General features: G+C 70.1%; 24 protein-coding genes. 16 read left to right on the plus strand and 8 right to left on the minus strand.

Annotation, left to right across the window (positions count from 1 at the left end; genetic code table 11):
* Position 1 precedes the first annotated feature (1 nt).
* The 4 genes from AWQ71_RS41910 to AWQ71_RS25105 all read right to left on the minus strand — a co-directional run bounded on the left by AWQ71_RS41910 (position 2) and on the right by AWQ71_RS25105 (position 2,202).
* Entirely contained in the window at positions 2-280 is a 279-nt protein-coding gene (locus tag AWQ71_RS41910) for a thioredoxin domain-containing protein (RefSeq protein WP_157570550.1), read from the minus strand.
* 17 nt (positions 281-297) lie between these two features.
* Entirely contained in the window at positions 298-948 is a 651-nt protein-coding gene (locus AWQ71_RS25090) for an LUD domain-containing protein (RefSeq protein ID WP_067137336.1), read from the minus strand.
* Between the two features lie 56 nt (positions 949-1,004).
* On the minus strand, positions 1,005-1,358 hold the full coding sequence (locus AWQ71_RS25095; RefSeq protein WP_067137338.1) for a DoxX family protein: 354 nt from the start codon (positions 1,356-1,358) through the stop codon (positions 1,005-1,007).
* A 439-nt stretch (positions 1,359-1,797) separates the two neighbouring features.
* Positions 1,798-2,202, minus strand: coding sequence for a MarR family winged helix-turn-helix transcriptional regulator (locus AWQ71_RS25105; protein WP_157570551.1), 405 nt, complete (start codon positions 2,200-2,202; stop codon positions 1,798-1,800).
* A gap of 649 nt (positions 2,203-2,851) precedes the next feature.
* Between AWQ71_RS25105 and AWQ71_RS25115 the strand changes: the two genes are divergently transcribed.
* Entirely contained in the window at positions 2,852-3,283 is a 432-nt protein-coding gene (locus AWQ71_RS25115) for a GFA family protein (RefSeq protein ID WP_067137344.1), read from the plus strand.
* Between the two features lie 102 nt (positions 3,284-3,385).
* Here the strand turns inward: AWQ71_RS25115 and AWQ71_RS25120 are convergent, their stop codons facing one another.
* Both AWQ71_RS25120 and AWQ71_RS25125 read right to left on the minus strand, forming a co-directional pair.
* Entirely contained in the window at positions 3,386-4,210 is an 825-nt protein-coding gene (locus AWQ71_RS25120) for a fumarylacetoacetate hydrolase family protein (protein ID WP_067137345.1), read from the minus strand.
* Between the two features lie 172 nt (positions 4,211-4,382).
* On the minus strand, positions 4,383-5,693 hold the full coding sequence (locus AWQ71_RS25125) for an aspartate aminotransferase family protein (RefSeq protein ID WP_218001956.1): 1,311 nt from the start codon (positions 5,691-5,693) through the stop codon (positions 4,383-4,385).
* 136 nt (positions 5,694-5,829) lie between these two features.
* Here AWQ71_RS25125 and AWQ71_RS25130 point away from each other — a divergent pair, with 136 nt between their 5' ends.
* The 13 genes from AWQ71_RS25130 to AWQ71_RS25190 are packed head-to-tail and all read left to right on the plus strand — an operon-like array spanning position 5,830 to position 18,732.
* The gene (locus AWQ71_RS25130) at positions 5,830-6,831 is read left to right on the plus strand and encodes a Gfo/Idh/MocA family protein (RefSeq protein ID WP_067137347.1); all 1,002 of its coding nucleotides are present in this window, start codon (positions 5,830-5,832) and stop codon (positions 6,829-6,831) included.
* Positions 6,828-7,772 carry a Gfo/Idh/MocA family protein gene (locus tag AWQ71_RS25135; RefSeq protein ID WP_067137348.1) on the plus strand — a complete coding sequence of 315 codons (945 nt, stop codon included), beginning with the start codon at positions 6,828-6,830 and terminating at the stop codon, positions 7,770-7,772. The genes AWQ71_RS25130 and AWQ71_RS25135 overlap by 4 nt, the downstream gene beginning before the upstream one ends.
* On the plus strand, positions 7,769-8,629 hold the full coding sequence (locus AWQ71_RS25140; RefSeq protein WP_218001957.1) for a fumarylacetoacetate hydrolase family protein: 861 nt from the start codon (positions 7,769-7,771) through the stop codon (positions 8,627-8,629). Before AWQ71_RS25135 ends, AWQ71_RS25140 begins: the two co-directional genes overlap by 4 nt.
* Complete coding sequence (locus AWQ71_RS25145; protein WP_067137350.1) at positions 8,626-10,191, plus strand: ABC transporter substrate-binding protein; 1,566 nt, start codon at positions 8,626-8,628, stop codon at positions 10,189-10,191. Before AWQ71_RS25140 ends, AWQ71_RS25145 begins: the two co-directional genes overlap by 4 nt.
* A 28-nt stretch (positions 10,192-10,219) precedes the next feature.
* Complete coding sequence (locus tag AWQ71_RS25150) at positions 10,220-11,176, plus strand: ABC transporter permease (RefSeq protein ID WP_157570553.1); 957 nt, start codon at positions 10,220-10,222, stop codon at positions 11,174-11,176.
* Positions 11,173-12,051 carry an oligopeptide ABC transporter permease gene (gene opp4C / locus AWQ71_RS25155; protein ID WP_067137351.1) on the plus strand — a complete coding sequence of 293 codons (879 nt, stop codon included), beginning with the start codon at positions 11,173-11,175 and terminating at the stop codon, positions 12,049-12,051. Before AWQ71_RS25150 ends, opp4C begins: the two co-directional genes overlap by 4 nt.
* Positions 12,051-13,034 carry an ABC transporter ATP-binding protein gene (locus AWQ71_RS25160; RefSeq protein ID WP_067137353.1) on the plus strand — a complete coding sequence of 328 codons (984 nt, stop codon included), beginning with the start codon at positions 12,051-12,053 and terminating at the stop codon, positions 13,032-13,034. Before opp4C ends, AWQ71_RS25160 begins: the two co-directional genes overlap by 1 nt.
* Positions 13,031-14,047, plus strand: coding sequence for an ABC transporter ATP-binding protein (locus AWQ71_RS25165; RefSeq protein WP_067137355.1), 1,017 nt, complete (start codon positions 13,031-13,033; stop codon positions 14,045-14,047). The genes AWQ71_RS25160 and AWQ71_RS25165 overlap by 4 nt, the downstream gene beginning before the upstream one ends.
* Positions 14,007-14,456 (plus strand): RidA family protein, encoded by a 450-nt coding sequence (locus AWQ71_RS25170; protein ID WP_067137357.1) that lies wholly within the window; start codon positions 14,007-14,009, stop codon positions 14,454-14,456. The genes AWQ71_RS25165 and AWQ71_RS25170 overlap by 41 nt, the downstream gene beginning before the upstream one ends.
* On the plus strand, positions 14,449-15,978 hold the full coding sequence (locus AWQ71_RS25175) for an N-acyl-D-amino-acid deacylase family protein (protein WP_067137359.1): 1,530 nt from the start codon (positions 14,449-14,451) through the stop codon (positions 15,976-15,978). Before AWQ71_RS25170 ends, AWQ71_RS25175 begins: the two co-directional genes overlap by 8 nt.
* Complete coding sequence (locus AWQ71_RS25180; RefSeq protein WP_067137361.1) at positions 15,975-16,820, plus strand: IclR family transcriptional regulator; 846 nt, start codon at positions 15,975-15,977, stop codon at positions 16,818-16,820. Before AWQ71_RS25175 ends, AWQ71_RS25180 begins: the two co-directional genes overlap by 4 nt.
* Positions 16,820-17,647, plus strand: coding sequence for an amidohydrolase family protein (locus tag AWQ71_RS25185; RefSeq protein ID WP_084259262.1), 828 nt, complete (start codon positions 16,820-16,822; stop codon positions 17,645-17,647). The genes AWQ71_RS25180 and AWQ71_RS25185 overlap by 1 nt, the downstream gene beginning before the upstream one ends.
* Positions 17,644-18,732 carry an alanine racemase gene (locus AWQ71_RS25190; protein WP_281196247.1) on the plus strand — a complete coding sequence of 363 codons (1,089 nt, stop codon included), beginning with the start codon at positions 17,644-17,646 and terminating at the stop codon, positions 18,730-18,732. Before AWQ71_RS25185 ends, AWQ71_RS25190 begins: the two co-directional genes overlap by 4 nt.
* Before the next feature lie 233 nt (positions 18,733-18,965).
* Here AWQ71_RS25190 and AWQ71_RS25195 read toward each other — a convergent pair whose 3' ends face one another.
* Together AWQ71_RS25195 and AWQ71_RS25200 are read right to left on the minus strand one after the other, a co-directional pair.
* The gene (locus AWQ71_RS25195; protein WP_169806624.1) at positions 18,966-20,594 is read right to left on the minus strand and encodes an exo-alpha-sialidase; all 1,629 of its coding nucleotides are present in this window, start codon (positions 20,592-20,594) and stop codon (positions 18,966-18,968) included.
* Between the two features lie 74 nt (positions 20,595-20,668).
* The gene (locus AWQ71_RS25200) at positions 20,669-20,953 is read right to left on the minus strand and encodes a hypothetical protein (protein ID WP_067137367.1); all 285 of its coding nucleotides are present in this window, start codon (positions 20,951-20,953) and stop codon (positions 20,669-20,671) included.
* A 144-nt stretch (positions 20,954-21,097) separates the two neighbouring features.
* On the opposite strand from AWQ71_RS25200, the gene AWQ71_RS44465 reads away from it, so the two are divergent.
* Both AWQ71_RS44465 and AWQ71_RS25205 read left to right on the plus strand, forming a co-directional pair.
* Entirely contained in the window at positions 21,098-21,226 is a 129-nt protein-coding gene (locus AWQ71_RS44465; RefSeq protein ID WP_281196248.1) for a hypothetical protein, read from the plus strand.
* Positions 21,227-21,640: 414 nt separating this feature from the next.
* Complete coding sequence (locus AWQ71_RS25205; protein WP_067137369.1) at positions 21,641-22,948, plus strand: ABC transporter substrate-binding protein; 1,308 nt, start codon at positions 21,641-21,643, stop codon at positions 22,946-22,948.
* Positions 22,949-22,976 lie beyond the last annotated feature (28 nt).

Below are 22,976 nucleotides of genomic sequence, written 5' to 3' on the forward strand. Positions count from 1 at the left end.
CTCACCATGGTGCGGCTCCTGTCCGTCCGCCGATCGAGTTTCTGACGTCAGCCGGCCGGCGCTCACGGTCCAGCCCTGCCGGCTTCTCACCGATGTGCCGGCGGGCCGCCGGGGTGCCCTTGCGCGGTGCGCCCGGATCGAACTGGAGCGGCCGGTGGACGATCGGGACGTCGTCTCCTCCTTGGACGGCTCGAAGCGCGCGCTTGCCGGTGTAGCACCAGCGGCGGACCATGTCGGCGTAGACATCGGTCGCCGGCGGGGCGTTTTGGGTAGTGGTCATGATTTCCCAGGACCTGGTCAGAAGCCGATGGGTTCGCGGACCAGGACAACGGTGATGCGTTCGGGGAACATCTCGTTGTCGACGATGAGAATCTTCGAGAGCAGAGCCGGCGTGCCGTAGGCCTCCCGGGCGCGGGCGTCCTCGCGCGGGTAGGCGTATGTCTGGATGCGGCGCATGGCCTCGTCGAGGTCGGGCACAATCTTCTGGGAGCCGACGACCCAGATGACCCGGCCCGCGCTGAAGCTGTAGGGGCCGAGCTGGCTTCCGCTCCCCGAGGCGGTCAGCAGCCGCCCGTCCTCGGTCACCGCGTGCACGCTCCCGATGACGACGTCGGGGGCGGCGCCGAGGGTTCGCATCTCATCGAATCGCCCTTCCTCCCGCAACCTCATGAGCTTGGGGCGTACGGCGTCGAAGCGTCCCGATGCGTTGATGTCATCGTCCAGCCTGGACACTCGAAGCGTTTCGCTGGAGACGGTGAAGATGCTCTTGTCGGTGGGCAGCAGCCGCGTGACGACGGCGCGAGCCTCGGCCGCGGTGTCGACGATCTCGACGGCGTAGCCCTTATCCCGGAGGGCTGCTGCGGTTCGGTGGAGCTGCTCTTCGGTTGCGGATCGTGCGAAGCGGGTGTCGATCGGGAGACCGGTATCGGTCGTGTGAGTGGTGGTCATCAGGGAACCTCTCATTGATCTTGTGGCTTGCGCGACAGGCCCGGGGACTTCGCGCTTTAGAGGGCGACCAGGGCAAGGCCGGCCGTGACCGCGCTGAGCACCAGCAGAACCAGCGACGGCAAGGTGCCCTTGGCCGTGTCGCGAGCCTTGATGTGAGTCGCGACGGCGCCGGCCATGAGGAGCGCCAGGCCGACCGCGGCCGCGACGCCGAGCACTCCGACCCACAGCCCGACGACCAGGCCGACGGCTCCGACGATCTCCAGCCCGCCGATGACGCGCATGAGCCCGGTAGGCACGCCGAGTCTGGCGAGCTGAGCCGCCATTTCGTCCTTGCCGGAGGCCTTCGGGAAGCCGGCTCCGGCAAAGGCGAGGGCCAGCAGGACGGACAGGACGGCGGTGGCGATGAACATGGTCGCGGTTCTCCTCACGAGGATTTACTTCAGTGGCTGAACTGTTTTCTATCAGAAGTTATTTCCGGCGCGCCAACAAGGTGGCCCCACCGGGGACGATCAGCAGCGATACGAGCACGGCGCGCAGGCCGGTGAGGCCGACCGCTATCAGGCAGCGCTCTGCCGCCGATGGCGCTACCAGGGGAATCCCCATCGCGTTCGCCATGCTGGGGGCGAACATCGTGGGCGAGTGACGCGGACGCACGCCGGGGCCCGCCGTCGAGCCGAACGGTGAGCCGGGCGGTTTACGGCAGCCATGGCGAGCGCCTGTTCCGGGTGGGTCTCGGTCGCCGACGACACCCGCCGATGCGGCGTCGGCCGCCTTGGTTTCGCCGACGGCATCGAGCCGGGCAGAAGCGGGACGGGGAGAGGGCGAACCCTCTCGGCCGCCCGCGGAGGTTCAGCGCCGGGTGTCGGCGCCGGCCACTGACTGAGCCGTACGCAGGAGCGACAGCAACTCGCTCCGCTGGCCGGCATCGAGCACCGAGATGATCGGCGCCCTTTCGAACAGGCGGGCCAGGAGGCGATCCCTGAGCTGCTGTCCGCGATGCGTGAGGAGAAGCCGCTTGGCCCTACGATCCTCCGGGTCTGGTTCCCGCCGCAGGAAGCCACACCGTTCGAGGGAGTCGGCGATCGCGGTCACATGGGACGGCTCGCAGCGCAGATGCGCGGCCACCTCCCCCATGCGCTGAGGCTCCTGGAGATGGATCAGCGTGTGAGCCTGTGGGACGGTGAGACCCACGTCGGTGGCGGTCTCCTCGAAGTGCGCGCGTAGGGCCATCGCCACGGCGAACAGAAACTCCACGATCTCCTGGCCCTCTGGGTCCGGCCAATCGATTCGTATATCCGCCACGACTCCCCACCCGCTTGCTCCACCCCCTGAACTATTCCACGCCCGGCACGATTCCCGGAATGGCGCGGAGGCAGGCCATCCCGCCTCTCACGGGTGTGGTGCGGGGAGGGATACACCGCGGCCGGGCGGACACCCGTGCCACCGGGCTGGACATCAAGCCACTACGCCGAGGCCCTGGGAAAGCCATAGGTGCGGCCGGGGGTGCGAAACCAGTCCTCACCGAGGTCCTCGCAGCTCAGACACCCGACCTGGCCGCAGCACTGGCGGAGGCCAAAGCCGCCGAATCGGGACACCTCCACCTGGATGGCACCGCGCTCGCCATCCTCCGTCTCGAGAACGGCAGGCACACCTGATCGAAGATCACACTCCGCGGTGATTCGTTATGCGGAAAGGCTCCTTGGCCCAGCTACGGCCAGGCGTTTCACCGGAGCCCCAGGGATCGACATTCCGGCAAATCTGGAACATTTCCCTCTTCGCCGATGCGCTCTTGTCCGAACATGATGTCGAACAAAGTCCGGTACGCCCGCCCTGAACTGACGATCGCCGAGGGGATGACACACTGGTGGGCTCAACTCACCCACCGTGCCCGGGAGATGAACAGATGAATCGCACCGCCGACACGGTCGCCGCAACCCAGGAACGCTCCGGCGGATGCCTGTGCGGACGGATCCGTTTCACCGTCAAGGGCAAGGCTGCCTACCCGCACACGTGCAGCTGCCCCCACTGCCAGAAGCTCGGCGGCGGGCCGATGATGTGGTGGGCCGGCTTCGCCCCGAAAGATGTCACCTGGACCGGCGAGAGCGAGCCGACCTGGTTCGAGACGTTCGAGGGCGAGGCCAAGCGCGGCTTCTGCCCCCACTGCGGCAGCCGCCTCGCGGCGATCGACAGCGACGTCCCGGATCTCGGCATCGTCGTCACGGCCCTCGACGACACCAGCGGCCCCGACCTCGTCCCGGTCAACCAGTCCTTCCGCGACAACGCCGTGCACTGGCTGCCCCAGGTCCCCGACACCCAGAACAGCCCCGTCGGCTGACGCGCCCGAGACCTCCGGGGGCGGCATTCCTTGACTCGCAGGCCCCCGGACCCCATATTTGCTCGCACCGTCCGGTTGGTCGTCGGCGCCGCGAGGCCTCGGTCATGCCACGACGGTCCGTTGCCGGCCGAGGCCGTCGATCTCGACCTCCACGACATCTCCGGGTGCCAGGAAAGTGAAGCGCCCGGACATGGCCACCCCTTCGGGCGTACCGGTGTTGATCACGTCACCCGGGTCGAGCACGGTGTACTGGGACAGGTGCCAGATCAGGTACGCCACGCTGAAGATCATGTCAGCGGTGGTGGAGTCCTGGCGAGGCTCGCCGTTCACCCACGAGCGCAGGCCCAGCTTCTGCGGGTCCCCGACCTCATCCGAGGTGACCAGCCAGGGCCCGAAAGGGTTGAAGGTCTCGCAGCTCTTTCCCTTGGACCACTGGCCGCCGGAATGGGCGATCTGGAAATCCCGCTCCGACACGTCGTTGGAGACCACGTATCCCGCGACGTGCTCGAGTGCCTGCTCAGGTGTGTCGAGGTAGCGCGCCCGCCTGCCGATCACCACCGCGAGCTCGACTTCCCAGTCGGTCTTCGCCGAGCCGCGCGGGATCAGCACCTGGTCGTACGGGCCGACCACCGTGTTCGGGGCCTTGTAGAAGACGATCGGGGTGGGCGGCGGTGCGGCGCCCGACTCGGCGGCGTGTGCGGCGTAGTTCTGGCCGACGCACAGCACCACGCCCGGCCTGGCGACCGGCGGGCCGATCCTGAGCCCGGTGATGTCGATCTCCGGAAGACCGTCGAGGTTCCGCACGCCGCCGGCGGCCAGGAAGGCACCGTCGATGTCGGAGGTGAGCCCCGACAGGTCGGCGTAGCGTTCTCCGTCGAAGGCGACCGGCCGCTCCTGGCCGGGCTCACCGACGCGCATGTATCGCATTGATCATCTCCTTCTATTCGATATATGACGGAACGACGCGGATTGCGGCTGATCGACCCGGCGTCGTCACGTACGAGCCTGGTGGCGGGACGAGGACCGCCCCATCACCAGGCTCAAGGTCGCCGCCAGGGCGGGCAGAAAGCACCGATCCCACCACACCCCGCGTGCATGGTCAGTCGCCGTGCAGCAGGCCTTCGGCGTGCATGGACTTGAGGACGTCGCGGGCGGCCTCCAGGGTGAGGTCGATGTCGGCATCGGTGTGGGCGCCGGAGATGTGGTTGCGCTTGAGGGACATCGGGAGCATGAGGAACCCCGCGTCGGTCATGCGGCGGTGGAAGGTCCGGTAGGCGGAATCATCGTTGCGCAGCAGGTCCCGGTAGCCGCGTACGGGGCCGGAGGTGAAGTAGACGGCGAAGACGCCGCCGAATCCGGCGACGGTGGCGGGCGTGGAAAGTTCGGCGAGGATATCCTCCAGGCCCGCGCGCATGCGCGCGCCGAGCCGGTGGGTCCGCTGGTAGAAGTCCGGGTTGTCACGTAGGTAGGTCATGGTCGCCACGGCCGCCGCCGCCGAGACGGGGTGCCCGTTGAAGGTCCCGGCCAGCAGAACGTCGGACTCGTAGCGGGCCATCAGGTCGCGCCTGCCCGCGAGCCCGGCCACGGGGAAGCCGTTGCCCATGGATTTGCCGAAGGCGGTCAGGTCGGGCGTGATTCCGCAGATCTGCTGGTAGCCCCCGAGCGCGTGCCGGAAGCCGGTGATCACCTCGTCGAAGACGAGCAGGGACCCGTGCGCGGACGTCAGCGCCCTGAGGCCCTCGACGAACTCCTGGGCGGGGAGGAGCGCGCCGACGTTGTGCGGGATGGGTTCGAGGATGACCGCGGCGATCTGCTCGGGGTGTCGTTCGTACAGTGCGCGGACCGAGTCGAGGTCGTTGAACTCCGCGATGAGCGTCGAGTCCACCGCCTCATCGAGCAGACCGGCGGAGAGCGGATCCCTGCCGTACGCGCGATCCGCCGGGGAGATCACATTCCTGGCGACCGAGTCGTGCCAGCCGTGGTAGCAGCCCTGGAACTTGACCAGCAGCGGACGTCCGGTGACCGCGCGGGCCAGGCGCACGGCCTGGGCGGTCGCCTCGGAGCCGCTCATCGCCGCGATCATCATCTCGGCCGAAGGGATGAGCTCGGTGACCAGCTCGGCCAACTCGATCTCCAGCGGCGTCACCCCCAACCCGATCAGGTCGACGCCGTCCAACGCGCGGGCGACCGCCTCGTTCACCACGGGCGCGTTGTGGCCGAGGAGCACGGCTCCGAACGCGGCATGGTAGTCGAGGTAGCGCGTGCCGTCCGCGTCGGTGACGTGCGCGCCCGCCGCGGACACGAAGGCGTACGGCGCGCCGATGTACCGCGTCGCGGAGTTCACGCCTCCGGGAAGCACCGCGCGGGCGGCGTCGTGCAGGGCCCGGCCGGCCGGCTTGATCGAGTCCACCTTGCACCCCTTACATGGAATGTCATTTCAGGTCGCAGTCGAAAGTATGTGGAACGCTGTGCCACGTCAATGCCCCCTGCCCCCCTTGACAGTGCGGAGACACGCCCCCAAGGATGCACACATGGAAAGAGATTCCATGTCAAATCGCCCGCTCGGCATCCTGGTGGTGGGAGCCGGCGCGATCGCGGACCTGCACGTCGCGGCCGTCGCCGCCGACCCCAGGTGCGTGCTCGCGGGCTTCGCCGACGTGAACGCCGATCGGGCGCGGACCGCCGCGCACCGTAACGGCGGCGTCTTCTGGACCGCCGACCTCGCCGAGGCGCTTGCCCGCCCCGACGTTGACGCCTGCATCATCTGCACCCCCAACGACACCCACGAGGATCTGGCGCTGCGCGTGGCGGAGGCGGGCAAGCACCTGCTTCTCGAGAAACCGCTCGCGACGACCGTCGAGGGCGCGGACGCGATCGTCGAAGCGTTCGCGCGGCGCGGCCTCGTCCTCGCCGTGGCCCACTCCCATCGGTTCTACGACTACGGCCGCACCGTCCACGATGAGATCGCCTCCGGCGCGGTCGGCCGGCCCACACTCGTACGGCTCGCGCTGCTCGGCGGCTGGATCTGGCCGGACTGGCGCGCCTGGGTGATCGACCCCGCGAGGTCCGGCGGGCACGCGCTGCACAACGGCGTGCACCTGCTCGACCTGGTCACGTGGTGGATCGGCAGCCGTCCCGTCTCGGTGTACGCGAGAGGACAACGCCGGACTGCGACAGAGTTGGACGTCCACGACTACCTGGAGATGGTGGTCAGGTACGACGACGGCGCGGTGGCGATCTGCGAGATGAGCCGCGCCCATCGCCCCACCGCGTTGGCCCATCGGGACGTCGTGGTGCAGGGCACCGGCGGCCTGCTCACGCTGGCGTGGGACGGCGAGGGCGCGCTCCTGTGGGACGAGAAGGGGGCGCACACGCTCGACCCCGGCGTGGCGTACGGATTCGCAGCCCAGCTCGGCGCCTGGCTGGACGCCGTCACCGCCGGGGACGCGGGGACATCCGTGTCGGGCGAGGAGGCGGCCATGGCCGTCGCGCTCGGGGTCGCGGCCGAGCGCTCGATGGCCCTCGGCGTACCAGTGGAGGTGCAGTGAGAACGCTCGGCGTGCTGCTCGCCGGCTCGGCGGGAGTAGGTCACCAGGACCACCAGGCGGAGATGTACGCGCCCGGCTTCGCCGCGCATCCCGGCTTCGGGATCGTCGGCGCGACGGAGGACGGAAGCGGGTTCGACCGTGCGGACGTCGACGTGGTAAGCGTCTGCGTGCCGTTCGAGCGCAGGGTCGAGGTCGTCACCGCCGCACTGCGGGCGGGCAAGCACGTGCTGGTGGACAAACCGGTCGCGCTGACGTCCGCCGAGTGCGCGGAGATCGCCGCCGTCGCCGCGGAGACGGGCCTGGTCTGCCTGCCCGCCTACCACCAGCGGTTCCATCCGGCGATCCGCACCGCACGTGAGGCGGTGGCGGCGGGCCGGGTCGGGCTGACGTGGAACGTGCAGGCGGACTTTCTCGTCGCCGGCGGCGGGCCCGTCTGGCCGTACGGCGAGTTGCTCAACTTCGCCCCCTACGCGACCGACGCGGTCCACGCCATCACCGGGCTGCCAGTGACCGCCGTCTACGCCCTGGCCAGGCCCGCGGAGGGCCCCGACGACCTGGTGACCCTCTGCCTCACGCACGAGCGCGGCATGACGAGCACCGTCGTCGCGGGCCGGACCCCGCCGATCGCGGGCGTGAACGGCCTGTCCCTGCACCGCTACCGGGTCAGCGGCTCGCACGGCACGCTACTCGCCGACGCCACCCGGCCCGGGGTCACCGTACGAGGCGAGAAGGGGACCAGGACGGCGTGGGCCGGCCACGGCACCGTGCACCGCATGCTCACCGAGCTGCACGCCGCCGTCACGGACGGCAGGCCGGCCGAGCTCGGCCCCACCGACGCCCTGGCCGCGCTCCTGCTGGTGGAGGCGGCCAGGGAGTCCATCGCGACCGGCCGGGTCGTACGGCTCGGCGACGACGAACAGACGAAGGCGAGGGTGTCGTGAAACTGCTGACCTACCTGCGTGACGGCGGCGTACGGCACGGCCGCCTGCTCGGCGACGATCGGGTCGAGGAGTACGGCGACGGCGACCTCACGGTCTGGCTGGCCGATCCGGCCACGAGGGCGGGAGGGACGACGCACGACCTGGCGGACGTCCGGGTGCTCGCGCCGATCCCGCGCCCGGCGAAGCTGATCGGGGTGGCGGCGAACTACCAGGAGCACGTCACCGAGGCCGGGGTGGCCCCCCTGGACAGGAGCAGGCTCGCGCCGCGCCTGTTCCTGATGCCGCCGACCGCGGTCATCGCGCCCGGCGACGCGATCCGGCTGCCCTCGGTGAGCGACCAGGTGGACTGGGAGGCCGAGCTGGGCGTGATCATCGGCACGACCGCCAAGGACCTGGCGGTGGACGACGCGCTGTCGGCCGTCGCCGGGTACACCGTGGCCAACGACGTGTCGGCCAGGTCCATGACGTACGGCTATGAGCGCGACACCGGCGACCCGGCGGTCGGCTTCTTCGACTGGCTCGCGGGCAAGTGGCTCGACGGTTTCGCCCCGTTCGGTCCGTATCTCGTCACCGGCGACGAGGTGCCCGACCCGCAGGCGCTCGACATCGAGCTGCGCGTCAACGGCGTGGTGAAGCAGCACGGCTCGACCAAGGACATGATCTTCACCGTGGCGGAGCTCGTCGCCTTCGCCTCGACCATCATGACGCTGCACCCGGGGGACGTGCTGATGACCGGCACCCCCGCGGGCGTCGGCGTGAGCTCGGGGGAGTTTCTCTCGGCCGGTGACGAGATCCACGTCTCGATCACCGGTCTCGGTTCCCTGATCAACTCCGTCTCACCGAGGGAGACCCCATGACCGTACGACCGCTCTCGCTGATCGTCGCGGGAGCCCTGCTCTTGGCGGCGGGCTGTTCCGATCCGACCAATCCCGGCGGCAACGGCGGGGACACGGGCGCGAAGAACGCACTCAACGTCTACCTCTACCAGAAGCCCAAGCGGTTCAGCCCGCTCGATCCGCCGACCGGCGCCGACCAGCAGGTCATGCAGCTCATTTACGACAATCTCCTGACCGTCAATGACAAGTCTGAATATGAGCCGCGGCTGGCGGAGAGCTGGGAGGTCTCGAAGGACGGCAGGTCCTTCACCTTCCACCTCCGCACCGGGCTGAAGTGGAGTGACGGCGAGCCGTTCGGCGCCAAGGACGTGTCGTTCACCTACAAGCTGCTCGCCGACCCCAAGAGCGGGAGCGCCATGGCGGGCAAGCTCGCGGACGCGTCCTTCACCGCACCCGACGACTCGACCTTCGTGATCACGCTGGCCAAGCCCAACGTCGGGTTCCTCTCCCTGATCGCGGGCCCGTTCGCGTTCATCCTGCCCGAGCATGTCCTCGGCGCGATCCCCGTGGACGCCATCGCGGGCAACGCCTTCTTCAACAAGCCGACCACCGGGCTCGGGCCGTACACGTTCGTGGACTACAAGACGGACCAGTACGTCGAACTGGCCGCCAACCCGAACTACCGCAAGCCGGTGAACATCCCGAAGATCTTCCTCAAGCCGGTCACGTCCGACGTGGCGACCGCCCAGCTCGGCACCGGCGAGATGGACCTGGCCCAGATCTCCCCCACCGACCTGCAGTCCGTCCAGTCGCTCCCCGGTGTCACCGTGGCGGGCAAGCCGAGCCCCGGCTTCCTGCGGATCGCCGTCAACCAGACGGAGAAGCGGTTCGCCGACCCACGGGTACGCCAGGCCATGCTGCACGCCATCGACCGGCAGTCGCTGGTCGACAAGCTGCTCGCCGGCAAGGGCACCGTGCAGAACTCCTCGTTCGTCGCCTCGTCGGCGCTGCCGTCCGACCTGAACCCGTACCCCTACGACGTCGCCGCGGCCAAGAAGCTGCTCGCCGACGCGGGATGGGACGCGAGCAAGCCGGTGACGTTGTCCTGGATCCCCGGGCAGCGTGACCGCGACGACGCCGCCACCGTCGTCCAGGGCGCCCTCGCCGCGGCGGGGATGGACGTCAAGCTCAAGCAGGTCCAGGCCGCCGAGCTGCTGGAGTCATACGAGAAGCTGACCTTCGACATCGTCCTGTTCGGCGGCGGGACGTACTCCGTCGACCCGTCGAGCAGCAACCCGATCCTTCGGTGCGACACGTTCTACCCCAAGGGCGGCAACATCCCGCACTTCTGCGACAAGGAGATCGACCGCCTGACCGGTGCCGCCGACGCCGTCACCGACCCGGCCGAGCGGGCCACCCTCTACCAGCGGGCCGCCAAGCGGGAGAACGAGCAGGCCGCCTACGTCTGGCTGTACAACCCCGAGGCCATCTGGGCGTACGGCCCCAGGCTCCACGGTTTCAAGCCGAGCGGTGACTTCACCGTCGGGTTCTGGAACGCCGACGAGTGGAGCCTGGCGGGGTGACCCGGACCGCGAAACAGGAGGGACCACCGTGCTGACCTACGTCGCTCGCCGACTGATGGTCAACGTGGGCGTCTTCCTTCTGATCAGTGTCGGCGTGTTCCTGCTGGTCAGAGCCGCCCCCGGCGATCCCGTCCGGATGATGGTGAACCCCGAGCAGCTCGCCGCGGGCGGCCCGGACTTCATCGCGCGAAAGCGGGCCGAACTCGGTCTCGACGACCCCGTCGTCGTGCGGTACGTCGTCTGGCTGCGCGACGCCCTCACCGGCGACCTCGGCTACTCCTTCGTGAGTCACCGCCCGGTGAGCGCGGTGCTCGGCGAGCGCATCGGGCCGACCGTCCTGCTGATGGGCACCGCGCTGCTGCTCGGCCTGCTCGTCGCGGTCCCGGCGGGCACGCTGGCGGCGGTCAGGCGGAACTCGGCGGCCGACTACGCGTCGGCCGTCGTCAGCCTCGCGGTGATCTCCGTGCCGAGCTTCTTCCTCGGCATCGCGGCGATCTACGTGTTCTCGCTGACCCTCGGCTGGTTCCCCTCCTCGGGCATGACGACCCCGGGTGGTGGCGGCACCGACGTCCTGGCGCACCTGGTGCTGCCCGCGGCCATCCTCGCCCTGTCCATCGCCGGGCCCTTCATGCGGTACGTGCGCGGCGGGCTCATCGCCGAGCTGGGCGCCGACTACATCCGCACCGCCGAGGCCAAGGGCGCGGGACCGCCGCGCGTACTGCTGCGCCACGCCCTGCGCAACGCGCTGATCCCGCTCATCACCGTCATCATGATCTACGTGCCGCAGCTCCTCGCCGGAGCCGTGGCTCTTGAGCAGGTCTTCGCCTGGCCGGGGATGGGCCAGCTCGCGATCAGCTCGATCGGGCAGCTCGACTATCCGGTGGTGATCGGCTTCGCGCTGTTCATCGCTGTGCTCGTGCTGCTGTGCAACCTCGCCGCCGACGTCCTGTACGCCGTGGCCGACCCGAGGATCAGCCTGCAATGACCGCCGTCCTCACGACACAGATTTCGCGCCGGTCGCCCGCGCGACTGGCACTTCGCAGGTTCCTGCGCAACCGGATGGCCGTCGCCGGCGCGGTCTTCCTCGTCCTCGTCGTCCTGCTGGCCGTATGCGCGCCGTTCGTCGCGGGCCACGATCCCAACGCCGTGGACCTCACCGCGTTCCGCCGCCCGCCGTCGGGCGAGCACCTGCTCGGCACCGACTCCTCGGGCCGGGACGTGTTCGCCAGGCTGGTGTACGCGGGGCGGGTGTCGCTGCTCGTCGGCCTCGTCGCGTCGCTCGCCGCCGTGATGGCCGGTACGCTCCTCGGCGCGGTCGCGGGGGTGATCGGCGGGGTCGCGGACGCCGTGATCATGCGCACCGCCGACGTGGTGCTGTCGTTCCCCTCCCTGGTCGTGGTCGTCGTCCTGGCCGGGGTCCTCGGCCCGAGCGCGCCGATGCTGGTGGTGGTCTTCGCCGCCTGCAACTGGCCGACCTCCTGCCGGGTGGTCCGCGGGCTCGCACTGGGCCTGCGCGAACAGGAGTACGTGCAGGCGTCGCGGGCGTTCGGCGCGGGCCGTGCGTCGATCATCGCCAGGCACATCGTGCCCGCCGTTCTCGCCCAGGTCGCGGTGGTCGGCACGCTGCTCGTGGCGCAGATCATCCTGCTCGAAGCCGTGCTGTCGTTCCTCGGCCTCGGCGTCCAGGCGCCGCAGGCGAGCTGGGGCAACATGCTCACCGACGCGCAGAACCTGACGCTGATCAGGACCATGCCGTGGCTCTGGCTGCCGCCCGGCCTCGCCATCGCGCTCACGGTACTCGCCGTCAACTTCGTCGGTGACGGGCTGCGCGACGCCGTGGACCCGAGAGGAGTGCGCTGATGGACGAGCCGCTGCTGACCATCGAGGACCTGGCCGTCCAGTTCCCCACCGAGGACGGCCTCGTCAAGGCGGTGGACGGCGTCTTCCTCGACGTACGGCCGGGTGAGGTCGTCGGGGTGGTCGGCGAGTCGGGCTCCGGCAAGAGCGTGACGGCGATGTCCGTGCTCGGCCTGGTCAGGCGGCCGGGCCGGATCACGCGCGGGCGGATCCGCTTCCGCGGCAGGAACCTGCTCGACCTGTCGCCACGCGCGCTGCGGGCCGTACGCGGGGGCGAGATCGCGATGGTGTTCCAGGACCCCATGACCGCGCTCAACCCGGTCGTTCCCGTTGGCCGGCAGATCGCCGAGGCGGTCCGGCTGCACGGGAAGGGGCTCTCGCGCGGGGCGGTACGGGACCGCGTGATCGAGCTGCTCGCCTCCGTCGGCGTGCCCAACCCGGCGACGCGGTACCGGCAGTTCCCGCACGAGTACTCCGGCGGCATGAGGCAGCGGGCGATGATCGCGATGGCCATGGCCAACGAGCCCGCGCTGCTCATCGCCGACGAGCCCACCACCGCGCTCGACGTGACCATCCAGGCCCAGGTCCTCGACCTGCTCAGGAGCGCGCGGGAGCGAACAGGGGCGGCGGCGATCCTGATCACCCACGATCTCGGGGTGATCGCCGAGCTGGCCGACAGAGTGGCCGTGATGTACGCGGGCCGGGTGGTCGAGCAGGGCGACGTGCACGCCGTCTTCGACGCGCCCAGGCACCCGTACACCAGGGGCCTGATGGCGAGCAGGCCGCGCATCGAGTCCTCTCCCGGCGCGCTCGTCCCGATCCCCGGCAGCCCGCCGAGCATGCTCGCGCCGCCGCCCGGCTGCCCGTTCCATCCGCGCTGCCCGATCGCCGCGGACCGGGAGCCGTGCCGTATCTCGCGGCCCGGGCTGACCGCCGTCGGCGCGGGGCACGCCACCGCCTGTCACTTCCACGAGGAGCTCGCATGACGACAACGGAAGTGCTCCGCGTCGAGGGGCTGGTCAAGCACTATCCGATCAGATCGGGCCTGCTCAGGCGGCAGACCGGCGCGGTCCACGCCGTGGACGGAGTGGACCTGACGCTGTCGGCGGGCGAGACGCTCGGGCTCGTGGGCGAGTCGGGCTGCGGCAAGACCACTACGGGCCGCCTGCTCGTCCGGCTCATGGAGCCGACGGCGGGCCGCATCCTGTACGCCGGGCGCGACCTGGCCGCGCTCTCCCCCGCCGAGATGCGCCCACTCAGGCGGGACATCCAGATCGTCTTCCAGGACCCGTACGCGTCCCTCTCGCCGAGGCTCACCGTGCACGAGGTCGTCGCCGAGCCGCTGCGCGTGCAGGGCGTGTACGAGGAGGGCAGGGTTGAGGAGCTGCTCGAACTCGTCGGCCTCGCGCCCGAGCACGCCAATCGCTATCCGCACGAGTTCTCCGGCGGCCAGCGACAGCGGCTCGGCATCGCCCGCGCGCTCGCCCTCGGGCCGCGCGTGCTCGTGCTCGACGAGCCGGTGTCCGCGCTGGACGTCTCCATCCAGGCTCAGGTGATCAACATGCTGGCGGACCTGCAGCGCGGGCTCGACCTGGCATACCTGTTCATCTCGCACGACCTGTCGGTGGTCAGGCACATCTGCCACCGGGTCGCCGTCATGTACCTCGGCAAGATCGTCGAAATCGGCGGGGTCGCCGACATCTTCGAGCGGCCGAGCCACCCGTACACCAAGGCGCTGATCTCCGCGGTGCCGATCCCGCATCCCTCGCTGCGCGGCGCAGGAGAGCGCATCCTGCTGTCCGGGGACGTGCCGAGCCCGGCCGACCCGCCGTCGGGCTGCCGCTTCAGGACCCGATGCTGGAAGGCACGGGACCGATGCGCCGTCGAGGAGCCAGTTCTCGAAGACCGTCTCGGCGCCGGGCATCCGAGCGCCTGTCACTTCCCAGAGGAGACCATCAGTGCTCGACACTCTTCCGGACACACCTCCGGCCCGTCCTGACCGGCCACCCGTCGCCCCGGTACGACGCGACGGCGGGCTGCTCGTCGCATCGGGACAGGTCGCGTCCGCCCCCGGCGGCAGGCTGATCGCGACGGGCACCGTCGGCGCGGGCGTGGACCTCGCGACCGCCCGCGCCTGCGCCTGGCAGTGCGCCCGCAACGTGCTCGCGGCCGTGCGCGCGGAGGTCGGCTCGCTCGACCGGGTCACCGCGGTCAAAGTGACCGTCTACGTCGCATGCGCGCCGGGCTTCGGCGAGCAGCACCTGGTGGCCGACGCCGCGACGGAGTTGCTGCTCACCCTGCTCGGGCCGGAGCGCGGCGCGCACGCGAGGGCCGCGATCGGCGTGGCCGCGCTGCCGCTCGGCAGCCCCGTCGAGGTCGAGGGCACGTTCAGGATCGGCGATGACTGACCTGCTGATCAGAGGCGGCCTGGTGGTCGACGGGACGGGAGCCCCCGCCCATACGGCGGACGTCGCGGTTTCCGGAGGTCGGGTCGAGGCCGTGGGGGACCTGACGGGGCGTACGGGGGCGCGCGTGATCGAGGCGGCCGGGCGCGTAGTGTGCCCCGGCTTCGTCGACGTGCACAGCCACTCCGACCTGGCCCTGCTCAGCAACCCGCAGGCGCACAGCAAGATCCGCCAGGGCGTCACGACCGAGGTGCTCGGCAACTGCGGACTCGGCGTCCTGCCCCTCACACCAGGGACCGACATCACCGCCCTGCGCGCCGCCGTCGCCTTCATCGACGCCGATCCCGCGGTGGAGTGGTCGTGGCGGAACCTGGCGGACTACCGGGCGGTGCTCGCGGACGCGAGGCCGTCGGTGAACACCGCGTCGCTCGTCGGGCACCTGCCGCTGCGAGCCGCCGCCGTGGGCTTCGCCGACAGGCCGGCCACGCCCGCTGAGCGGACCCGCATGTGCGAGCTGCTCGCCGAGGCTCTCGAGGAAGGTGCCGCGGGGCTGAGCACCGGGCTGATCTACGCCCCTGCCTGCTACGCGGACGAGGCCGAGCTGACCGCGCTGGCCAGGGTCGTGGCGGCGCACGGCCGGGTCTTCGCGTGGCACCTGCGCGACTACACCGACCGGCTGCTCGATTCCGTGGCGCAGGCCGTACGGGTCGCGGAGGCGAGCGGGAGCCGTACCCAGATCTCCCACCTGGCGGCGGTCGGGCGCCGCAACTGGGGTGGGGTGACCGAGGCGCTGCGGCTGATCGAGACGGCGGACGCGGACGTGCACGCCGATGTCTATCCCTACCTGGCCGGCAGCGCCAACCTCTCCCAGCTCCTGCCCGGCTGGGCGCATGACGGCGGCGAGGCCGCCATGCGTCTGCGGCTGCGCGACCCGCGGGCCCGCGACCGGATCAGGGCCGAATGGGCGAACCGCTGGTGGGACTGGGCGGACGTGTTCGTCGACGGGAGCCCGCTGGCGAGCGACGACACCGCCATGGACCTGGTCGCCGAGCGCGGCAACGCCGTCGCCATGGTCGCCTTCGGCCGTTCCGAGGACGACCTGCTCGCCGCGCTCGCCCATCCCGCGACCGTGATCGGCTCCGACGGATTCGCGCTCGACCCGGCGGGACCGACCGGTCGTGGAACACCACATCCCCGGTCCTACGGCTGCTACCCTCGCCTCCTGCATCGCTATGTCGGCCCGGGACGGCTTACGCTGGAGCAGGCTGTACGCAAGTGCACCGCGGGGCCCGCCGAACTGTTCGGCCTTGTGGGGCGCGGCGTGATCCGGCCGGGCGCCGCTGCGGACCTGCTGCTGCTCGACCTGGAGAAGATCGAGGATCTGAGCACCTTCACCCATCCCCACCGCTACCCGGCGGGCATCGACCTCGTCGTCGTGAACGGAACCGTCGTGATCGACGACGACGCCCACACGGGCGCACAGCCGGGCCGGGTCCTGCGCGCGCTGACGGAAGTGACGACATGAGAAGAACCATTGACGACGACAAACCGGCCGCGGCCAACTACCACGCCCACGCCCTCGCCAGAGGGCTCGCGCTGCTCGAAAGGCTGGCCACGGCCAAGCAGCCGGTCACGCTCGGCGAACTGAACGACGAGACCGGCCTGCCGAAGAGCACGCTGGTACGGCTGCTCGCCGTACTCACCGAGACCGAGTACGTGGTACGGGTGGACGAGCGGCCATCGTTCCGGCTCGGCCACAAGGTGCTCGAACTCTCCACCGCGTACGTCTCGACGCTGGACGTCTCGGCCACCGCCCGCGGCTATCTCGCCGACCTCGCCGCGACCACCGGGCAGACGGCCAATCTCGGCGTGCTCGACGGCGCTCAGGTGCTGCATCTGAGCGTCGAGGAGCCGGATCGGCCCATCCGCTACACGGCCATGAGCGGGTCGCGGGCGGAGGCGTACGCGACCGGGCTGGGCAAGCTCCTCCTCGCCGGGCTCGGTGCCGACGAGCTGGTGCGCCATCTGCCCGCGGAGCCGTACGAGCCGAAGACGGGCAACACCCTGACCGGGCTCGCCGAGCTCCGCGCGGACCTTGAGCTGACCAGGGAGCGCGGCTACGCGTTCGACGACAACGAGTCCAACATCGGCCTGCGCTGCCTGGCCGTCCCGCTGGAGATCGAGGGCCGCTGGGTCGCGTCGGTCAGCGTCTCCGGCCCGTCCGGCGAGCTCGACCCGGAGCGGCACGGCGGATATCTGGCCGAGCTGCGCGCGACCGCCGCCGACATGGCCGCGGACCCCGACCTCGCCGCCGCGCTGCGCGTGGTCCACCGCTCACTGTCGCCCGCGGAAGGGGGACACTCCTGATGATCGACGTGCATACTCACTGCCTGCTGGCCGAGCACTGGGGCTGCGAGTGGGAGGCCAACTGGCGGCCCGTGTACGGCAGGGGCTGGACCGACGTGACGCCCGCCGACTATGACGCGGCGATGAAGGGAGTGACGGCGGCGTTCGTCTTCGGCATCCGGGCCACCTCGGCGGGCGTGGCCACGTCGAACGAGTTCGTCGCCCGTTTCTGCGCCGACACGCGTGCGGAGACCGTCGGCTTCATGGCGCTCGACCCCACCGACCCCGACGTTCTCGAACAGATGGCGGACGGGGTGGCGAAGGGGCTGCGCGGCGTCAAGCTCTATCCGGTGCTGGCCCACTTCGATCCGCGCGACACCGTTCACGATCCGTTCTACGCCGCGGCGGCGGAGGCGGGGCTCGTGCTGCTCTGGCACATGGGCGCGACGCCGAGCCCGCACGGCGACCTCGGCGTCTCCAATCCTCTGGTCGTGGACGAGGTGGCCAGGCGGCATCCGAGCCTGCGTCAGATCATCGCTCACCTGGGGCATCCGTGGCAGCGCGAGACGATGATCGTGCTGAGGAAGAACGCGCATGTCTTCTCCGATGTGTCCGCGACCTGGTCCAGGCCGCTCGACGGGTTCCTCGCGCTGGTCCGCGCGCAGGAGTGGGGGGTGGCGGACAAGCTGCTCTTCGGCTCCGACTTCCCGCTCTGGACGCCGGACGAGGCGGTTCGAGGGCTTCGGGCGCTCACCGAGATCCGCGTCCCGGGGCTTGAAGGCGTCCGGCCGGACACGATCGAACGTCTGCTGGACGAGGACCCGCGCGACCTGCTGGGGGTGCGGTGAGTCCCTTTGCGCCGGTACGGCTGAGTGAGCTGCCGACTCCGGCCTTGCTGATCGATCAGGACCGACTTATCCGGAATATTGCTGACATGTCGGCACTTGCGGCGTCGGCAGGGGTACGGCTGCGCCCGCACTTCAAGGCATCCAAGTGCCTTGACGTGGCCAGACTCCAGCTCGCTCACGGCGCGATCGGGTTCACCTGCGCGACCATGGCCGAGGTCACGGTGCTGCTCGACGCCGGGATCACCGACCTGATCTGGGCGCACCAGCCGGTCGGGCCCGCGAAGGTGGACTTCGCCGTACGAACGGGCGTGACCGTGGCCATCGACTCGGCCGAGGTCGCCCGTCCGCTCGCCGAGGCGGCCCAGGCGGCGAAGCGGCGGGTGCCGTACCTGATCGAGGTGGACACCGGTCTCGGCAGGGCGGGAGTGGCACCCGAGAACGCGGTCTCCCTGGCCGCCGAGCTGGCGGCCTACCCGTCGCTGGAGCTACGCGGGGTGCTGACCCACGAGGGCCACCTGATGACGTACCTGGGCGACCGGACGGGCATGGACAAGGCGGGCAGGCTGGTCGGGGAGGTCCTCGCGGGCGTGGCGGGCGAGCTGCGCGCCGCCGGTCATCCGTGCGAGATCGTGTCCGTCGGATCGACGCCCGGCGCGGTCACCGCGCCCTTCGTTCCCGGCGTCACGGAGGCGCGGGCGGGCACGTACGTCTTCTACGACGGCAACCAGGTCGCGCTCGGCACCGCCGACATGTCCCGTACGGCGCTGACGGTGCTCACCCGGGTGGTGAGCACCCAGCGAGAGGGGACCGCCATCGTGGACGCGGGCCTCAAGGCGATGAGTTCCGACGCCTCCGTGACCGGATCCGGCTTCGGCCGAGTGGTCGGCCGGCCCTCGTTGGCCTTCGCCAAGGCCAACGAGGAGCACGGCTACCTGACAGGGCAGGACGCGGAGGCGCTACGCGTCGGCGAGTTGCTGCGCGTCCTGCCCAACCACGGCTGTGGCGTCGTCAACATGTGGAGCTCCGTCTACGTGGTCGACGGCGACACCGCCGTGGCCCGCTGGCCGATCAGCGGCCGGCACTGATCAGGGCACCCGGTCGAAGGTCGTGGGCCAGATGCGCAGCGCCACCTCCGTGAGGAGGGCATCGCCGTTGCGGCTCGTGTCGGTGATCGAGACGCGCACGTGACGGGCGGGGTGCCTACCCCCCGAGCAGGTGTGCGCGGGCAACGATCCTCGCGCCGCCGATCGACGCGTCAGTGCGGGGAGGCCGCCCCGCGCCCGGACAGGGCAGCCTCCCTCGCCGAGCCCCCAGGCGCTCAGCCGGTGGTGGCGATCATCAGCTCGGTGAGCATCGCCCAGCCCTCCGCCGACGTCACCTCGATCCTGACGTGCCGCGCGTTCGCGGGGGTCGCCAGCTGGAACCATGCGGGTCGATCGGTTTGGAGCTGGTCGGCCGCCGCGACCGGGCAGCCCCAGTTCGTCCCGTCTGCGGACAGGTAGATCTTCGCCGACTCGTGGTAGCCGGGTTTGAGCGTGAGCCCGATGGCGGTCACCTGCTGCGACGCCGGCAGCCCCAGGTCGTAGTGGGTGCTCGGCGGCGCGGTGTGGTTGGCCATGGTGCTGTGCCAGTAGTCGTGGCTGCCGTCGACCGCCCCGTAGATCCCTACGGCGGGCCGCGAGCTCGCGGTGTAGGTCATGTCGGTGTCGACCGTCAGCGTGTGGCCGGCCGCCATGCCCGGCAGGTCGAGCACGGCACTGCCCGCCGGCGGGCCGGCGGCGGTGTCGTCGACCGGCGCCGCGCAGGGCGTGACCGTGTAGTCGCCCGGGTCGGTGTACGTCCCGGCGAGGATGGCTTGACCGCGGTCGTAGTAGACGGTGAAGATCCGGCCGTCGCCGAGCTGCACGCTCGCGGGGTAGGACATGTCGTCGAAGACGCCCGGGTTGCGGTAGATCAGGGTGGGCGGAGCCTGCCACCACCCCTGGGACGGCAGGTACCTCCGCCCGACGACGGGCCTGCCCTGCGCGTAGGTGTTCGAGCGGTCGCCATAGGTGAGCAGATGGCTGCCGTCGGCCAGCTTGAGGAAGTGCGGGGCGTGCGCCATGATCGACGGCTCGTCGACCGGCTCGGTCCAGGTGTCGCCGTTGTCGTAGGAGTGGCTGACCCGGCTGACGTCGCCGTGGTTCTGGGTCCTGGCGACCATCATCAGGTGGCCGCCGCCGAGGTCGGCCAGCGCCGGCTCGACGTAGCCCACGGTCACGTTGGGCGTGTAGTCAAGGCCTTCCCACATCACCACCCGTTCGTCGGCCGGGTCCCAGGTCAGCCCGCCGTCGTTGCTGCGCAGCACGTGCGCGCCGTTGTAGCCGAGGGATCCGTCGGACGCGCGCATGCCGTACACGGGTAGCAGGACGTCGCCGTTGCTCAGCTGCAGCATCTCGCCGTTGGTGGCGACGGTGCCCTTCTGGGCGGTGTACATCAGCGTCTGCGGCACGATCGCGCTCGACCAGGTCTGGCCGTTGTCGGTGGAGCGCTTGACGTACACCTGGCGGCGATTCGGCCGGGACGGGCGGTAGTCGTAGTAGGACATCAGCAGCGTGCCGTCGCTGAGTGCGGTGAGGCTCGGCTCCTTGACGTCCACCGTCAGCGGGTCCGGATCGGCGGCGATGATCTGCTGCGCGGACCACGTCTGCCCGTTGTCGGTGCTACGGCGTGCCGCGATAGCGCCGCTGTGCGAGTGGCTGACGGACCAGGAGTAGGCCAGGTACAGGTCGCCGTTGGCGAGCCTGGCCATCGACGGGAACCACGGGCAGAGGACGACCTCGTTCTGATCCCTGGTCTTGTTCGGGTCCCACGGCTCGCAGTCGCTGTTCTGCGGCGAGATGATCGTGACGTCGGGCTGCGTGGGGTCCTGCGTCGCGAATGCCGGACTCGTGCTGACGTGCAGCACTCCAGTGATGAGGAGGAGCACCCCTAAAGGCGCCCATCTTGATAAAGGGGACATGCTTGCCACCTCCGTGTCTGCTAACCGGCCGTCCCGGCGGCCGCGGTGAACTGGTCGAGGCCCTTGACGTCGGCATCGCTCCAGGCGAAGGCGCCCGCCGCGAAGTAGCCGAAGGCTCCGATCACCGGCCAGGGCGGGTCCGTGTCACGACGCTCGGGACGGCCCTCGTAGAGCATGCGCAGCTCGGTGCCGACGCTGACCGCCGTCACCCGGGATCGGACCAGGACCTGGCCCGGAGCAACCGCGGGATCGGGAACCTCATCCAGGACCAGTCGACCGGGACCGGTCGCCACCAGCGCACGCATCAGGTCTCCTCCACGTTGTCGAAGGGGGATGTCGTCGGTCAGCCGTCCGGCCCACCGGCGGCTGGTCGGCGCGCGCGTCTCCGGGTTCGGTGAGTGTTGATCACCGTGCCAGCTGTGCCATCAGACAACACGGAAGGACATTCCATGTCAATGCGCGCGGCGGACGCCCGATGGCAGGCCGCCGCCCGGCATGCCAAGAACCTGTTCAGCTCCTGGATCGCCCACCACCGGCCCACCGGCGGCTGCGCTCCTCCTGGATCGTCGAACTGCTGACCGCGCGGACCGACCCCGGAGCGGTGGCCGCCGGCGGGGATGAGCGCCTCCGCGCCGGCCCGCTACCGACCGCAACGGGAAGGGAATGCTTCTCGAAGATCAGGAGAGCGCTCTCTTTCTCGTGGCGCGGCCAGAGATGGAGCGACCGTACCCCCTCCGGCCGCCCCTGGGGCGTACGGACCGGACTCGCCACCTAAATGGCGACTCTCGGCACGGAGAGGCATCAAAGGCGACGTGTCATTCCGCGCCAGAGCTGCGGTTTCGCGAGATAGAAGCGCTCTCACAAGCGGTGACGGCGTGATCAGGTAACGGGGATCGTTACTGATCCAACCCTTGACGCTTCGAGGAGTGCGGCCGAATCTTGTGCGAGAGCGCTCTCTTCATGATCGTTAACTCGGAACCCGAGGAGGGTTCATGGGCATCCCCCGCACCGGCCGCCGACTCCCCCGGCTGCTCGCCCCCATGGTCGCCGCCACGCTGCTGACCGTCACCGCATGCAGTGGCGGTGGCGGATCCACCCCCGCGAACGGAGACACGGCCGCCCCGGCCGAGAAGATCAAGCTGACCGTCGGCCTCTTCGGCGACTTCGGCTTCAAGCCGCTGTACGAGGAGTTCAGGAAGACGCACCCGAACATCGAGATCGAGGAGCGCCAGGCCGCCTACGCCGACCACCACACCAACCTCGCCGCACACCTCGCCACCGGCGCGGGCGCCGCGGACGTCGAGGGCATCGAGGTCGGCTTCATCAGCCAGTTCACCGCTCAGCCCGACCGGTTCCAGGACCTCAAGCAGTACGGCCTGGACAAGCGCCAGGGCGAGTACCTCGACTGGAAGTGGCAGCAGGGCGTCGCCCCCAACAGGGCCGTCGTGGGACTCGGCACCGATGTCGGCGGCCTGGCCATGTGCTACCGCACCGACCTGTTCAAGAAGACCGGGCTGCCCACCGAACGCGACGAGGTATCCGCGCTGTGGCCCACCTGGGACCAGTACATCGAGACCGGCAAGAAGTTCACCGCCTCCGCGCCCAAGGGCACGAAGTTCTTCGACAGCCCCGGCGAGATCATGCGGGCGATCATCGCGCAGGCCCCCGTCGGCGTGTACGACGCGCAGGACAACATCGTCGTCGCCACCAACCCGGACGTGAAGAAGGCCTGGGACCTGTCCGTCCGGATGGTCCAGGACGACCTGTCCGCCAAGATCGGCGCGTGGACGCCCGAGTGGAACACCGGATTCGCCAAGGGCTCGTTCGCCACGATCATCTGCCCGGCCTGGATGACGGCGTACATCCAGGACCAGGCCAAGAACGCGTCCGGCAAGTGGGACATCGCCACCGTTCCCGGCGGCGCGGGCAACGCCGGCGGAACGCATCTCACAGTTCCCAAGCAGAGCAAGCACCCCAAGGAGGCGGCCGAGCTGGTCGACTTCCTGACGTCGCCCGACAGTCAGGCGGCCGTCTTCAAGGCGATCGGCAACTTCCCCTCGATCCCGGCGCTGTACGACCAGCCGGACATCCAGAACTTCACCAAGGACTTCTTCAACGGCGCGCCCGTCGGCAAGATTTACTCCGACGCCGCCAAGAACCTCAAGCCGCAGCACCTCGGCCCGAAGGAGGGTGACGTGCGCACGGCGATCGGCAACGGCCTCGGCCGGGTGGAGCAGGGCAAGCAGACCCCCGAGCAGGCGTGGGCCCAGGTCCTCAAGGACGTCGAGAACGTCAAGTAACCAGGCGTCCGGTGCCCCCTCCGCCGCC

It is taken from the genome of Microtetraspora malaysiensis (assembly GCF_001528665.1).
In the GTDB taxonomy this organism is placed as follows: domain Bacteria; phylum Actinomycetota; class Actinomycetes; order Streptosporangiales; family Streptosporangiaceae; genus Microtetraspora_A; species Microtetraspora_A malaysiensis.

What these genes read in the sequence shown, in the direction of transcription:
- AWQ71_RS41910 (WP_157570550.1), bottom strand. Translation starts at nt 280, where the DNA reads ATGACCACTACCCAAAACGCCCCGCCGGCGACCGATGTCTACGCCGAC.
- AWQ71_RS25090 (WP_067137336.1), bottom strand. Translation starts at nt 948, where the DNA reads ATGACCACCACTCACACGACCGATACCGGTCTCCCGATCGACACCCGC.
- AWQ71_RS25095 (WP_067137338.1), bottom strand. Translation starts at nt 1,358, where the DNA reads ATGTTCATCGCCACCGCCGTCCTGTCCGTCCTGCTGGCCCTCGCCTTT.
- AWQ71_RS25115 (WP_067137344.1), top strand. Translation starts at nt 2,852, where the DNA reads ATGAATCGCACCGCCGACACGGTCGCCGCAACCCAGGAACGCTCCGGC.
- AWQ71_RS25120 (WP_067137345.1), bottom strand. Translation starts at nt 4,210, where the DNA reads ATGCGATACATGCGCGTCGGTGAGCCCGGCCAGGAGCGGCCGGTCGCC.
- AWQ71_RS25130 (WP_067137347.1), top strand. Translation starts at nt 5,830, where the DNA reads ATGTCAAATCGCCCGCTCGGCATCCTGGTGGTGGGAGCCGGCGCGATC.
- AWQ71_RS25145 (WP_067137350.1), top strand. Translation starts at nt 8,626, where the DNA reads ATGACCGTACGACCGCTCTCGCTGATCGTCGCGGGAGCCCTGCTCTTG.
- opp4C (WP_067137351.1), top strand. Translation starts at nt 11,173, where the DNA reads ATGACCGCCGTCCTCACGACACAGATTTCGCGCCGGTCGCCCGCGCGA.
- AWQ71_RS25160 (WP_067137353.1), top strand. Translation starts at nt 12,051, where the DNA reads ATGGACGAGCCGCTGCTGACCATCGAGGACCTGGCCGTCCAGTTCCCC.
- AWQ71_RS25165 (WP_067137355.1), top strand. Translation starts at nt 13,031, where the DNA reads ATGACGACAACGGAAGTGCTCCGCGTCGAGGGGCTGGTCAAGCACTAT.
- AWQ71_RS25175 (WP_067137359.1), top strand. Translation starts at nt 14,449, where the DNA reads ATGACTGACCTGCTGATCAGAGGCGGCCTGGTGGTCGACGGGACGGGA.
- AWQ71_RS25180 (WP_067137361.1), top strand. Translation starts at nt 15,975, where the DNA reads ATGAGAAGAACCATTGACGACGACAAACCGGCCGCGGCCAACTACCAC.
- AWQ71_RS25185 (WP_084259262.1), top strand. Translation starts at nt 16,820, where the DNA reads ATGATCGACGTGCATACTCACTGCCTGCTGGCCGAGCACTGGGGCTGC.
- AWQ71_RS25200 (WP_067137367.1), bottom strand. Translation starts at nt 20,953, where the DNA reads ATGCGTGCGCTGGTGGCGACCGGTCCCGGTCGACTGGTCCTGGATGAG.
- AWQ71_RS44465 (WP_281196248.1), top strand. Translation starts at nt 21,098, where the DNA reads ATGTCAATGCGCGCGGCGGACGCCCGATGGCAGGCCGCCGCCCGGCAT.
- AWQ71_RS25205 (WP_067137369.1), top strand. Translation starts at nt 21,641, where the DNA reads ATGGGCATCCCCCGCACCGGCCGCCGACTCCCCCGGCTGCTCGCCCCC.